The organism is Caballeronia sp. INDeC2 (genome assembly GCF_023631325.1).
Lineage (GTDB): Bacteria > Pseudomonadota > Gammaproteobacteria > Burkholderiales > Burkholderiaceae > Caballeronia.
Genome location: NZ_JALQDG010000041.1, coordinates 72,524 through 86,248 on the forward strand (window position 1 = coordinate 72,524; position 13,725 = coordinate 86,248).

At 61.2% G+C, this 13,725-nt stretch carries 8 protein-coding genes and 1 pseudogene; 5 read left to right on the plus strand and 4 right to left on the minus strand.

The genetic code is table 11. From position 1 onward, the window contains the following. Positions 1–76: 76 nt before the first annotated feature. Both mnmC2 and NCS28_RS26085 read right to left on the minus strand, forming a co-directional pair. Positions 77–793, minus strand: a pseudogene (gene mnmC2 / locus NCS28_RS26080) (tRNA (5-methylaminomethyl-2-thiouridine)(34)-methyltransferase MnmC2); the annotation flags it as partial. A gap of 3 nt (positions 794–796) precedes the next feature. Further along, complete coding sequence (locus tag NCS28_RS26085) at positions 797–1,504, minus strand: YceH family protein (protein ID WP_250516670.1); 708 nt, start codon at positions 1,502–1,504, stop codon at positions 797–799. Between the two features lie 411 nt (positions 1,505–1,915). Between NCS28_RS26085 and NCS28_RS26090 the strand changes: the two genes are divergently transcribed. Together NCS28_RS26090 and NCS28_RS26095 are read left to right on the plus strand one after the other, a co-directional pair. Further along, positions 1,916–3,388, plus strand: coding sequence for a circularly permuted type 2 ATP-grasp protein (locus NCS28_RS26090; RefSeq protein ID WP_250516671.1), 1,473 nt, complete (start codon positions 1,916–1,918; stop codon positions 3,386–3,388). Positions 3,389–3,448: 60 nt separating this feature from the next. Continuing rightward, a complete protein-coding gene (locus NCS28_RS26095; protein ID WP_250516672.1) occupies positions 3,449–4,456 on the plus strand; it encodes an alpha-E domain-containing protein in 1,008 nt (335 codons plus the stop codon). Between the two features lie 10 nt (positions 4,457–4,466). Here the strand turns inward: NCS28_RS26095 and NCS28_RS26100 are convergent, their stop codons facing one another. Continuing rightward, entirely contained in the window at positions 4,467–5,537 is a 1,071-nt protein-coding gene (locus NCS28_RS26100; protein WP_250516673.1) for a zinc-binding metallopeptidase family protein, read from the minus strand. A gap of 161 nt (positions 5,538–5,698) precedes the next feature. On the opposite strand from NCS28_RS26100, the gene NCS28_RS26105 reads away from it, so the two are divergent. From NCS28_RS26105 to NCS28_RS26115, 3 genes are read left to right on the plus strand one after another with little or no spacing between them, the layout of a single operon-like run. Beyond that, a complete protein-coding gene (locus NCS28_RS26105; RefSeq protein ID WP_250516674.1) occupies positions 5,699–9,133 on the plus strand; it encodes a transglutaminase family protein in 3,435 nt (1,144 codons plus the stop codon). A 37-nt stretch (positions 9,134–9,170) separates the two neighbouring features. Next, complete coding sequence (locus tag NCS28_RS26110) at positions 9,171–11,795, plus strand: circularly permuted type 2 ATP-grasp protein (protein WP_250516675.1); 2,625 nt, start codon at positions 9,171–9,173, stop codon at positions 11,793–11,795. Further along, entirely contained in the window at positions 11,792–12,688 is an 897-nt protein-coding gene (locus NCS28_RS26115; protein ID WP_250516676.1) for a transglutaminase family protein, read from the plus strand. The genes NCS28_RS26110 and NCS28_RS26115 overlap by 4 nt, the downstream gene beginning before the upstream one ends. Positions 12,689–12,751: 63 nt before the next feature. On the opposite strand, the gene NCS28_RS26120 is transcribed toward NCS28_RS26115, so the two are convergent. After that, the gene (locus NCS28_RS26120; RefSeq protein WP_250516677.1) at positions 12,752–13,603 is read right to left on the minus strand and encodes an oxidoreductase; all 852 of its coding nucleotides are present in this window, start codon (positions 13,601–13,603) and stop codon (positions 12,752–12,754) included. Between the last annotated feature and the right edge of the window lie 122 nt (positions 13,604–13,725).

A 13,725-nucleotide genomic window follows, 5' to 3' on the forward strand; every position in this document is an offset into this window, starting at 1 on the left:
CCGTTAAACGAGAGAGAAGCTATCGTGCTTTCATGAACATACAATCGATGCTTACGAATCAATGACCGACCGATAGAGCACGCTTGCCGACGAGCATTGCGCGTTTGCCGCCGAAGCCTGCGACCTTGCGATAGGCGAATCCGTTGTCGATAAGCGCACGTTTGACGTGGCCCGCGCTGGTATAGGTTGCGAACGTCGCATCGTCCTTGGCGATGCGTGCCAGCGACGCGAAGATGGCGGGCGTCCACATGTCCGGATTTCTGGCGGGCGCGAAGCCGTCGAGATAGATGGCGTCCGCTGTCAGACCGTGCTCGGCGAGGCGGGGCAGGAGATCGCCGGCATCGCCGAAAGCGAGTGTCAACGTGACCGCGCCGGTGGCCAATGCAAGCTTATGCACGCCGGCTTCGAGCTTTGGCCATGCCGAAGCCAGCGCATCCGAAAGTGGCGCAATAGCGATGTCATCGATGATCGCCGCGTGCGCGGAACGCAAATCGTCCGCGCTGAATGGATGCTTTTCTATCGACACGAATTCAAGTGCCGGCGGGCGTTGCGGATCGTCACGCCATGCCGCCCATGTCGAAAGGAAATTGATCCCCATACCGAAGCCGGTCTCGATCACGGTGAAACGCGGCTTTTCGCGCCAGCGCGCGGGCAACCCATTGCCATCGAGAAAGACATGGCGCGCCTGAGCCAGCGCGCCCGCCGCGCTGTGGTAGATGTCGTCGTGACGCGGCGAGTACGGTGTTCCGTCGTCGCGAAACACGAGCGATGCGGAAATCAACGGCTCATCCATCGCTTAGTCATCGGACGATGACTGATTCAACGTAATGCCCAATTCGCTCGCCATTTGCTGCACCATCGCGCGCAATTGCGCGACTTCGTGAGTAAGGCGCTTTTGCTCGGACTTCAATGCTTCGAATTCGGAAAGCGAATAGGACTCGCCGCCCTGCGGTTCACGCAAAGGGATGTCGCTTGCGCTCACTTCGCCGCATAGCAGATGCATCCAGCGGCTTTCGCGCTCGCCGGGTGTACGCGACAGCTTCACGACGCGTGGCGGATCGTTCACGGCGAGTTCATCGAGAAAGCTTTCGACCGACGATATGTCCGCGAACGAATGCAGCCTCGCACTGTTCGCGCGCAATTCCGCTGCCGTTTGCGGGCCACGCAGGAACAAGGTTGCCAGCAGCGCAACCGACTGGCTGGGCACGCCGAGCACCCGATTCACGTTGTGTTCGAAGCGCGGCACCCGGCTGCTGCTTCCTTCGAAGACGAGGCTCAGGCGCTTCAGGCCATCGATGGTCGTCAGCACTTCGTCCTCGCTCACGTTCATCACGGGCGAGCGCGCGGTCTTCTGATTGCATCCCGATGTTAGGGAATTCAGCGAAAGAGGATAAGTGTCCGGCACGGTATGCTGTTTCTCGACGAGCACGCCGAGCACGCGCGCTTCGAGCGGCGTGAGTTCGCGGAGAGTGGGACGGGGCGCGGTATCGGAAGGGGTGTTCATAGGCGTAATTGACGTGCAATGAGACGCTTATGATACCGGCGTCGCGCAATGTCTCCGTATTTCGCGCACCGCCATGCAGCATGAAAATCAACCGCTGCGTGTGCAGCGTTCGTCCGCAATGCGCTTTTATGGTGCAAAGCGTTGATAAACGACCATCTACAAGCGCTTTATTCATGGAGGTGAACCGCTCAGATCATTGGCATTGAAGTTGCTTTTTCTCATTCGGCACTGGGCTGCCCGCGCAATCGATGCTCCATAAAGATCATCGCGCTACGAGGTCGCCTATCGACGTATCCATAACGCCGGGTACGCCGCGTCTTCGGGCTCTTCAAGCGTTTCGCGAGTGCAACCAGTAATACGAGCGAAGGGGAACCGCCACCCCCGGCATGCACTTCATTTGGAAGACCGGCTATGACGCAAGCATTCTTCAACGAGATGTTCGAGCGCAGCGATCTGGAGGCGCGCGGCGTGACGGCGGTGGCATTTCGCGGCGTGGGCGATCCACGCACGCACTACCGCGACTTCATGACCTGGCTTTCCGCGCAGAGCGACCAGCAGATCGATATCAAGCGCGCGGAAGCGGATCTCAACTTCAGACGCGTCGGCATAACATTCGCGGTCTATGGAACGAGCGATCTGCCGGGCATCATTCCGGAGCGCACGATTCCCTTCGACGTCATTCCACGTATCTTTCCCGCTGATGAATGGCGCGCATTGGAGCGCGGCCTGCGACAACGCGTGAACGCGCTCAACCGCTTCATCCACGATATTTATCACGGGCAGGACATCATCCGCGCGGGCATCATTCCCGAGGCGCAGATACTCGGCAACGCGCAATATCGTCCGCAGATGCGCGGCGTCGATGTCGCGCGCGATATCTATGCGCATATCGCGGGCATCGATATCGTGCGGGCGGGGCAGGGCGAGTTTTATGTGCTCGAAGACAACTTGCGCGTTCCGTCGGGCGTCTCGTACATGCTTGAAAACCGCAAGATGATGATGCGGCTCTTTCCCGATCTCTTTGCTCGCAATCGCGTTGCACCGGTCGCGCATTACCCCGACTTGCTGCTTGATACGTTGCGCGCGGCCGCGCCGGCCGGCGCCGAGAATCCAACGATCGTCGTCATGACGCCGGGAATGTATAACTCGGCTTATTTCGAGCATGCGTTTCTCGCGCAGCAGATGGGCGTCGAACTCGTCGAGGGGCAGGATCTCTTTGTCGAGAACGATTATCTATATATGCGCACGACGCAGGGACCGCAGCGCGTCGATGTTATCTATCGCCGCGTCGACGATGACTTTCTCGATCCGCTCGTGTTCCGGCCGGAATCGACGCTCGGCGTGCCCGGATTGATCGGCGCGTATCGCGCGGGCAATGTCTCGCTGTGCAATGCGGTCGGCACCGGCATTGCGGACGATAAATCGATCTATCCCTATGTGCCGGACATGGTGCGTTTCTATCTCGGCGAAGAGCCGATTCTGAACAACGTCCCCACTTGGATGTGCCGCAAGCCCGACGATCTTGCGTACGTGCTCGATCATCTGCCCGAGCTCGTCGTCAAGGAAACGCACGGCGCAGGCGGTTATGGAATGCTGGTCGGACCTGCGTCGACCGCGGCGCAGATCGCGGAGTTTCGTGCGGTGCTCGAAGCGCATCCCGAGAAATACATTGCACAGCCGACCCTCGCGCTCTCTACGTGTCCGACCTATGTTGATGCGGGCATCGCGCCGCGTCATATCGATCTGCGTCCCTTCGTATTGTCGGGAACCGAAGTGCGCATGGTCCCGGGCGGGCTCACGCGGGTTGCTTTGCGGGAAGGCTCGCTCGTCGTCAATTCATCGCAAGGCGGCGGCACGAAGGATACATGGGTATTGGAACGCTGAGGAATAGACCTGAAGAAAGCACTGCGCATTAAAGACAACGACAAACAACCGGGAACACCCATGCTGAGCCGTACCGCGGATCATCTCTTCTGGATGGCGCGCTATACCGAACGCGCCGAAAACACTGCCCGGATGCTCGATGCGAACTATCAGCTTTCGCTCCTGCCGCAGTCCGATGAATATGCGGAACTCGGCTGGCGCGCGATGTTATCGATATCGGAATTGAGCGGCATCTATTCGGCGGCGCACCACGGCATGAAAAGCCGCGACGTGATCGACTTCATGGCGCGCGATTTGTCGAATCCATCGTCGATAGTCAGTTGCTTGCGGGCCGCGCGCGAGAATGCGCGAGCCGTGCGCAGCTCGACGAATAGCGAGTTATGGGAATCGCTCAACACGACGTGGCTCGACTGTCAACGCATGCTCGCCGACGGCATTCTAGAGCGCGAGCCTTATACGTTCTTCGAGTGGGTAAAGTTTCGCTCGCACCTTTCGCGCGGCGTACAGCTCGGCACGCTCGTCAAGGACGATGCGTTTTATTTCATGCGCCTCGGGACTTTCATCGAACGAGCGGACAATACGGCGCGCATTCTCGACGTCAAGTTCGAAATGATGGAACAGCGCGCCGATACCTCAGCACAACCGTTCGATTACCACCACTGGGTCGCGGTGCTCGGTTCGGTGTCCGGACTCGAGGTGTATCGCCGGGTTTATCGCGATGTCATCACGCCCGAACGCGTAGCGGGCCTCCTGATTCTTTATGGCGACTGGCCGCGTTCGCTTGCGGCGAGCATCGCCGAAGTGGAGCAACTGATCGGCCACGTCACCAAAAGGCGCGATACGGACGCGACCCGACTTGCGGCGCAGTTGAGTTCGGAACTGAAGAACGGGCGCATTGGCGACATTCTGAAAGGCGGTTTGCACGCCTATCTCGTGGACTTTCTCGCACGCGTGAATGATCTCGCGGGTCGCGTGAGCCGCGAGTTCTTGTTGCCGATCGCACCGGAGCCGCCCGCGCAAACACAAACGCAAACGCAGACCCAAACGCAGTCGCAAGGTAAGGATTGAGCGTGTGTTATCAGCGCTTGGCCGCCGCCGCGACGACGCGATGCACGAAGCGCAGTTTATCGATGACAGCGGGCGCAAGCGTGAAGGGATATCCGTCCGGCATGCCGAGGCTGCGATTCAAGCTATTCAGGACATAAGTGAGCGGAAACCAGCGTTTCATCAGGTTATCGAAGGTCGTTTCCTCGACGGGCGTCTGGTCGGTGAGCGTGGGCTCGTGCGGGCTATCGGGAACGAGCACGAGGCCGCACGATACGGCGGTATCGAGCGTATCGACGATATGCAGGTAATGCGCCCACGTTTCCGCCCAGTCTTCCCACGGATGCATCGTGGCATAGGCGCTGATGAAGTTGTCTTCCCATTGATCGGGCGGACCTTCCTTGTAATGACGATCGAGAGCGGCGGCATAGTCGGCTTGTTCGTCGCCGAACGCGGTGCGAAACGGTGCGATGCGCGCGGTGTCGGCGATCAGGCGATCGAAGAAATAGTGCCCCGATTCATGACGGAAATGACCGAGCAATGTGCGATAAGGCTCGTGAAGCGCGGAGCGCGTTTTCTCTCGATGAGCGTCGTCGGCTTCGGCGATGTTGAGCGTAATGATGCCGTTGTTATGGCCGGTCATTACGCCGTGGCCCTGCGAATCGCCTTCGAGGAATTGAAATTCGAGGCCGCGTTCAGGATCTTCCTGACGCGACGTCACATGCAGACCGAGCTCCGCGAACGTGTACAGCAGGCGGCGCTTGGCCGCTTCGATGCGATACCAGTAGACGCGGTTCTCCGGAGTCGAGAGGTTGGGAATGGTGCTCGTCAGCTGACACGAACAGCAGAGTGTCTCGGGCGTATCCGGTTCGGGTGCGGGGACGACCCAGTTGCAGACATTTTCGACTGCATAGTTATGGCACGGCCGATAGAAGAGATCGTTCGCCAGCGGATGCAGGCTGCGCCAGCGGCCGTCATCGGTTTCCTCGAAGGCGCTGATCTGATTGATCTCGGGTACATAACCGAGCCGCGCACCACAGTTTTCGCAGTGCGTGTTTTCGAAAAACACGAGCTGATCGCAGCGGTTGCAGTGAAAGGTCTTCATCGTGTGGCCGGTGGAAGTGTTGTCGCGCGATGCGCCATGCGCGCTGTCGGCGGTGTAGACGCAAACATCGTGCCGCGAAGATGCCGCTTTTCCATGACAAGCAAAAAACGCGTTGCAGCGCGCGTTGCGTGCACGGCGTCACTTGAACAAAGGAGTCCGGTGTGTCCATTCGTGTCGCATTGAACCATGTCACGCACTACCGTTATGACCGGCTCGTCGGGCTGTCGCCGCAAGTCGTTCGATTGCGGCCCGCGCCGCATTGCCGTACGCCGATCTTGTCGTATTCCCTGCGCGTCGAGCCCGAGGATCACTTCATCAACTGGCAGCAGGATGCGTTCGCGAACTATCAGGCGCGCCTCGTTTTCCCGGAGAAAACGCGCGAATTCAAGGTGACGGTCGATCTCGTCGCCGAAATGGCCGTCTATAACCCGTTCGATTTTTTTCTCGAACCGGCCGCCGAAAAGTTTCCCTTTACGTATGCGCCCGAATTGCTGCACGATCTCGCGCCCTACATGGTCAAGCGCGAGCCGACGCCGCGCTTTGCGGCATTCGTCGAAAGTATCGATCTTTCGCCGCGCGCCACGATCGATTTTCTCGTCGCGCTCAATCAGCGGCTTTCGCATGAGATTCGTTATCTGATCCGCATGGAGCCGGGTGTGCAGACGCCCGAGGAAACGCTCGAAAGCGCAGCCGGCTCGTGCCGCGATTCGGGCTGGCTGCTCGTCGAAACGCTGCGTCATCTTGGTCTGGCCGCGCGCTTCGTGTCGGGTTATCTGCTGCAACTTGCGCCCGATACCAAATCGCTCGATGGCCCAAGCGGCACGGAAGTCGATTTCACCGATTTGCATGCATGGTGCGAAGTGTTTCTGCCGGGCGCAGGCTGGATCGGTTTCGATCCGACGTCCGGCCTGCTCGCGGGCGAAGGACATATTCCCGTTGCGTGTACGCCGGAGCCGGACAGCGCCGCGCCGGTCTCCGGCGCGGTGGACGAGTGCGAAGTCGAATTCGGTCACACGATGTCGATCGAGCGCGTGCTCGAAACGCCGCGCGTCACGAAGCCTTATAGCGAGGAAGACTGGAGCGCGGTGCTCCGTATGGGCGAACAGGTCGATGCGCAATTGAATGCATCGGACGTGCGCCTCACGATGGGCGGCGAGCCGACCTACGTCTCGGTGCGCGACCGCGACGAGCCGGAATGGAACACCGACGCACTCGGACCCACGAAGCGCGCGTACGCCGTTTCGCTGATGGACAAGCTGCGCGCGCAATACGGCGCGCGTGGCTTCCTGCACATCGGACAGGGCAAATGGTATCCGGGCGAGCAATTGCCGCGCTGGGCGCTGTCGCTGTTCTGGCGCGCGGACGGCGAACCGTGCTGGCACGATCCGGCGCTTTTCGCGGATGAAAGACAGCCCGCGTCGTACACGTCCGATGACGCCGCACGCTTCATCCGCCATCTCGCGGGCAAGCTCTCTTTGGATTCAAAATACATTCAGCCGGGATACGAAGACACGTGGTACTACCTGTGGCGCGAGCGCCGCTTGCCGGTGAACGTCGATCCTTTCGACTCGCGCCTCGGCGACGAGCTGGAGCGCGCCCGCTTGCGCCGTGTATTCGATGCCGGTTTGCGCTCCGTCACGGGCTACGCCTTGCCGATCGCGCGTGAAGAAGGCGCGGGGACGCAGCCGTCCCGCTGGGTAAGCGGGCCGTGGTTCTTCCGCGACGAGCGCATGTACCTGGTTCCGGGCGATTCGCCGATGGGATACCGCGTGCCGCTCGACTCGCTGCCGTGGGTCTCCGAAGGCGATTACCCGTGGCAGCACGCGCACGATCCGTTCGCGCCATCCGCGCCGTTGCGCAAGGCGACTGAATTACGTATGCAATATGCCGATCTAGATAATGAATCGCGCATGCAAAATGCCAATGCGGGCGTGACGGGGCACGCCGGAGCGCCGGGCGAAACGCGAGATCGCAAGCCTCAGCGCGGCGAGTCGGCCGGACGGATCGCACGCATCGCGTTGTGCGTGGAAGCGCGCGATCCGTCGCGAGCGGCCGGTCCCAAAGCGGAAGCCGATGCCCTCGAGAAGCTCGGCAACGGCAACAAGCTCATGCATGTCTTCATGCCGCCGCTCACTTCGCTCGATGACTATCTCGATCTTCTGTCCGCCGTCGAAGCGACCGCCTCGGATCTTAAGATTCCGGTGATCGTCGAAGGTTATCCGCCGCCGCGCGATGCGCGTCTCAAGATGTTGCAGGTGACGCCCGACCCTGGCGTGATCGAAGTGAACATTCATCCGGCGGCGAACTGGAACGATCTCGTCGAGCATACGGAGTTTCTCTATAACGCGGCGCACGAGTCTTATCTGAGCCCGGAAAAGTTCATGCTCGACGGCCGCCATACCGGCACCGGCGGCGGCAATCACTTCGTGCTCGGTGGCGCGACGCCCGCCGATAGTCCTTTCCTTCGCCGCCCCGACCTGCTCGCGAGCCTGATCCGGTATTGGCACAACCACCCATCGTTGTCGATGCTGTTTTCCGGTCTCTTCATCGGACCGACCAGTCAGGCGCCTCGCGTCGATGAGGCGCGCAACGATCAGGTGTATGAACTTGAGATCGCGTTCAACGAATTGCAGCGTCAACTCGACCTGCTCGGCGGACGTGACAGTGCGACTGTGCCGCCCTGGCTCATCGATCGCATCCTGCGCAACATCCTGATCGACGTGACAGGCAATACGCATCGCGCGGAGTTCTGCATCGACAAGCTGTATTCGCCCGATGGCCCGACCGGCCGGCTCGGCTTGCTCGAACTGCGCGGCTTCGAAATGCCGCCGCACGCGCGCATGAGTCTCGTGCAGCAACTGCTGTTGCGCACGCTCGTCGCACGATTCTGGAACACGCCCTACACCGCGCGCCTCACGCGTTGGGGCACGGAACTGCATGACCGCTTCATGCTCGGCACCTTCGTGCAGATGGACTTCGATGACGTGCTCGCCGAGTTGCGTGACGCCGGCTTCGCATTCGAGCGAAGCTGGTTCGCGCCGCACTTCGAGTTCCGCTTTCCGCTCGTCGGCGCATACGATACGAACGGCATTGCGCTCACGATTCGCAATGCGCTCGAACCGTGGCATGTGATGGGCGAGGAGGGCGCGATCGGCGGCACGGTGCGTTTCGTGGATTCGTCCGTCGAACGTCTGGAAGTGCGCGTGCTTGGTCTTAATGGCAACCGTCATGTCGTGACCGTGAACGGCGAGACGTTGCCGCTGCAACCGACGGGACGCGTGAGCGAATACGTCGCGGGCGTGCGCTTTCGCGCGTGGTCGCAGGCAGCGTCGCTGCATCCGACGATCGACGTGCATGCGCCGCTTACTTTCGATATCGTCGATACATGGACGGGACGCGCGATCGGCGGATGTCAGTATCACGTCGCGCATCCGGGCGGGCGCAATTACCAGACCTTCCCGGTCAACGCGTACGAAGCGGAAAGCCGCAGACGTGCACGCTTCTTCGCGACGGGTCACACGCCCGGCGCAATGCACGTCGAAGGCCGCGAACGCAGCATCGAATTTCCGTTCACGCTCGACCTGCGCTATCGTTGAAATGCAATCATCATTCGAATAACGAGCAGAGACGACATTGGCCTATCAATCGACCTTGCCCTTCGACATCGCCGCGGCGCGCATCGATGCACTCGCGCTGCTGCGCACGCTGCCTGCGCGCGAAGGGCACTGGGACGAACTGCGCGATGCGGCGGGCCAGTTGCGCGAGCCGTGGCGGCAGTTCTTCGAGCTGCTCGGCGAGCAAGGCATCGCGCGTCTCGACGATGGCGTTAGCGCCGTCGCGCAGCAAGTGCGCGACAACGACATCACGTACAACGTCTATGCCGATAACGGCAAGCCGCGCGCGTGGTCGCTCGATCTCTTACCGCTCATCATCGATGAAGAAGAGTGGGCGGTCATCGAACGCGGCGTCGCGCAACGCGCACGATTGATGGAAGCGATCGTCGCCGATGTCTATGGCCCGCAGACGCTGCTGCAACGCGGGCTCTTGCCGAGCGCGCTCGTGTTCGGACACCCCGGCTATTTGCGCGCGGTGAAGGGCTTCGTGCCCCCTTTCGGCCGCTTCCTGCAGATCGTCGCGGTGGATCTCGCTCGCGCGCCATCGGGTGCGTGGACGGTGATCGCGCATCGCACGGAAGTGCCTTCGGGACTTGGTTATGCGCTCGAAAATCGAATGATCGTCGCGAGCCTGTTCGCCGATCCGTTTCGTGCAATGCGCGTGAGCCGTCTCGCGGCGACCTATTCGCAACTCATCGCGACCATCGCGCAGGCCGCGCGCGCAACGATGCGCGATGACGAAGACGGCCGCAGCGATGTATCGAAAGATGCGCCGCATATCGCGTTGCTGAGTCCTGGCCCGTTCAGCGAAACGTATTTCGAGCACATCTTTCTCGCGCGTTATCTCGGCGTGACGCTCGTCGAAGGAAAGGATCTCACGGTTCGTCATGACAAGCTCTATCTCAAGACGCTCGCCGGTTTGTCGCGCGTGCATGCGGTCTTGCGGCGCCTGGACGATGCGTTCTGCGATCCCGTCGAATTGCGCGCGGACTCGACGATCGGCGTGCCGGGTCTATTGCAGGTAATGCGCGCGGGCAATGTGATGGTGTCTAACATGCCGGGCGCGGGCTTCACGGAATCTCCCGCGCTCAATGCATTTCTGCCGGGCATCGCGGAAGCGTTGCTCGACGAAAGGCTCGAATTGCCGACCGTCCCGACATGGTGGTGCGGCGAGGAAGCCACGCGACGCGAAGTATTCGAACACATGGACAGCGCCCTCATTGCGCCGACATGGCCGGGCTCGCAGGCCGATCAGGCACCGGGCATCGATGCGGGCGTCCAGGACCTTGCGGCATGGCGCGAACGCATCGAACGTGCGCCGGATGTATTCACGGTGCAGGAGAATCTGCCGTTTTCCACTGCACCGCGCTTTCACGATGGCGCGATCGGATCGCGTCCTTGCGTGCTGCGCGCCTACGCGATCGCCAACATCGACGGAAGCTGGAGCGTGATGCCCGGGGGCTTCACACGGCTCGCGGCCGACAAGCGCGCGACGGTGTCCATGCAATTCGGCGGCAGCAGTGTCGATACCTGGGTGATGTCGAGTCAACCCGGCGGCGCCCTTTCGTTGCGCCCCACGCCGATGAAGCCGGGCGATTTACGCAAGCATCGCATCGTATCGAGCCGCGCCGCGGAGAATCTTTTTTGGGCGGGGCGTTACGGCGAGCGCGCAGAAAACAACGTGCGCTTGTGCCGTCTTTTGCTCGGCATGCTCGATGGCGGTGTCGCAGAAGAACTCTTTCCGACGCTCGTCGAACTCGCGTCGGAATGCGGACTGATTCCATCGGTCGATACGCTCGCGCGCAGCACGCCGCAAGCGTTCGAGCGCGTGCTCGTGGCAGGGCTGCCGGAATCGGGAAGGGCGACGAGCATCGGCAGCAATCTGGCGGATCAGGCGCGCGCATGCGGCGAGATACGCGACCGGCTTTCGACGGATCACTGGCGCACCATTCTCGCGTCGCGCAACGACTTTCGCGATGCGCTTGCGCGCCTCGTGCTCAGCGATACCGCTGACGAAAGCACGGTGCGTATCGGCCGCGACTATGATCGTCTGATGCTCGCGAGCGCGCTCGAGCACCTCGCGACGCAACTGTCCGCAATCAGCGGCGCGCAGGGCGATCGCATGACGCGCGACGAAGCATGGCGGCTTCTGTTCATCGGCCGGCACATCGAACGCGTCTCGACGATGGCGACGATTCTGCGCGTGGTCGCCGAGTGCGGGACGCTTGCTTCGCCCGCGGGTTTCGATCTTCTCCTGCAATTCTTCGACAGCACGCTCACGTATCGGTCGCTCTATCCGGGCAGGCTCGAAGTGCCGGCGCTGATCGATCTGATCGTCGTCGACCAAACCAATCCGCGCGGACTCTATGGCGTGTACACGCGCCTGCGCACGAAGCTCGACGAGATCGCGGCTGCCGCGGGCGGCGCACGCCGCGCACAAGCGACGCGTTTCGCGGACTTGCTCGTTCACGCCGATGCATTGCCCGATCTCGCCGTCCTGTGCGATACCAATGAGAATGGCCGGCACGATGCGTTGATCGCGCTGTGCGACAGACTCGTGGCGTCGGTTTTCGCGGCATCGAATGAAGTGAGCGCGCGCTACTTCAGTCATGCGAACACGCTTTCCGCGCAGGTGTCGTCATGAGTCTCGGCATCAACGATACGGTGCTCGCGGTCACGCATCGCACGACCTATCGCTATTCGACGCCCGTCGAAATCGCGCAGCATCTCGCAACCATTCGTCCGTTGCATTGCCCGTGGCAGCAGGTGATCTCGCATACGGAGCGCATCGAGCCGGTGCCTTCTTACGTGCATAGCCGCGTCGATGCATTCGGCAATGACGTGCTGTACTTTTCGCTCGACGCGCCGCACGAACGTCTTTCGATGACGAGCGAAACCACGGTGCGGCTCACGCCACGCTGGAATGCTCTCGACGCCGAGGCCACGCCGCCGTGGGAAGACGTCGCAAGGCGGCTGCGCTATCGCGCGGGCGAATCGTTCTACCCGGAAAGCGAGTTTTGCTATGCGTCGCCCAATATCTCGCTCGATCACGAATTACGCGCCTATGCACAGGTGAGTTTCGATGCCGGCACGCCGCTCGTCGCGGGCGCCATCGATCTGATGCATCGCATTCACGAGGATTTCGACTACAAGCCGTCGGCCACCGCATTCGATACGCCTGCATCACGCGCATTCGAATTGCGTCATGGCGTGTGCCAGGACTTCTCGCAAGTGATGATCGGTTGTCTGCGTGCGCTCGGGTTGCCGGCGCGCTATGTGAGCGGCTATTTGCGCAACGATCCGCCGCCGGGGCATCCGCGTCTGATTGGCGCGGATGCATCGCATGCGTGGGTATCGGTGCATTGTCCGCAAAGCGGATGGATCGATCTCGATCCGACCAATGACGTGCTCGCGGACCTCGATCATGTGACGCTTGCGACGGGCCGAGATTACAGCGATGTGTCGTTATTGCGCGGGATGATTTTGGGCGGTGGTGCGCATCATGTGGATGTGGCGGTGAATGTGCTGGCGCTATGAGATGCATCGACCAAGTCAGGCGCGCGGCGCACTGATCGAGCTGCGCCGCGCGATCCAGTTTGCTTACTGACCTTCCGGATAGTCCGCGCCCGCCGACACCGCTTCCCAGCCGTCGAAGTCCTTGCGCAAGGCATCGATCTTGATGCGCGCATTGGCGAGCGCCGCCTTGCCGAGCAAGAGACGCAGCGGCGGATTCTCGCTTTCCACCGCTTTGATTATCGCTTCTGCTGCACGCACCGGATCGCCGGGCTGCTTGCCGCTATAACCGCGAATGGTATCGGTGCGGGCCTGCGCCGTGCTCGCATAATCGGCGATCGTGCGCGGCGCTTCATTCGCCGAACGTCCTGCCCAGTCGGTGCGAAACGGTCCCGGTTCGACGATCAGCACCTTGATGCCGAGCGGCGCGAGTTCGTGCGACATCGATTCCGACACCGCCTCGACAGCGAACTTCGTCGCGTGATAAAAGCTCACGCCGGGAAACGCGATGATGCCGCCGATCGACGAAATATTCACGACCGCGCCGCGCTTCTGCTTGCGCATCTCCGGCAGCACGGCGCGTGTCATGTCCACGAGACCCCAGAAGTTGATATCGACCATCTTGCGCACTTCGTTCATATCGCTTTCTTCGAAAGACCCGAAATAGCCTATGCCCGCATTGTTCACGAGCACGTCGATGCGCCCGAACTTCTCGATCGTTGCGCGCACGGCGGCCTGCACTTGATCGGGCTTCGTCACGTCGAGTTGCAGTACGAGCGCGAGATCGCCATATTGCTTCGCGAGATCGTCGAGCGCGGCGGGATTGCGCGCCGTAACGACCGTGGGATAGCCGAGGCCGAGCGTTTTGGCGGCAAGTTCGCGGCCGAAGCCGGTCGAGCAGCCGGTGATGAACCAGATGGGCTGAGTCGTCGATGTCATGAGCGGTTCTCCTGCGATTGATCAAGGATGCCTGCGTTGCAGATTGCGTGCCCGCGCGATGAAAGCACGCGATGCCAACCTGGGTTAATGTCTAGCGTTTCGTAGCCATGCGCAAGCATTCG

Bases quoted from the DNA above. Each gene is read 5' to 3' on its own strand.
- NCS28_RS26115 (WP_250516676.1), top strand. From the start codon at position 11,792: ATGAGTCTCGGCATCAACGATACGGTGCTCGCGGTCACGCATCGCACG.
- NCS28_RS26120 (WP_250516677.1), bottom strand. From the start codon at position 13,603: ATGACATCGACGACTCAGCCCATCTGGTTCATCACCGGCTGCTCGACC.
- NCS28_RS26100 (WP_250516673.1), bottom strand. From the start codon at position 5,537: ATGAAGACCTTTCACTGCAACCGCTGCGATCAGCTCGTGTTTTTCGAA.
- NCS28_RS26085 (WP_250516670.1), bottom strand. From the start codon at position 1,504: ATGAACACCCCTTCCGATACCGCGCCCCGTCCCACTCTCCGCGAACTC.
- NCS28_RS26095 (WP_250516672.1), top strand. From the start codon at position 3,449: ATGCTGAGCCGTACCGCGGATCATCTCTTCTGGATGGCGCGCTATACC.
- NCS28_RS26090 (WP_250516671.1), top strand. From the start codon at position 1,916: ATGACGCAAGCATTCTTCAACGAGATGTTCGAGCGCAGCGATCTGGAG.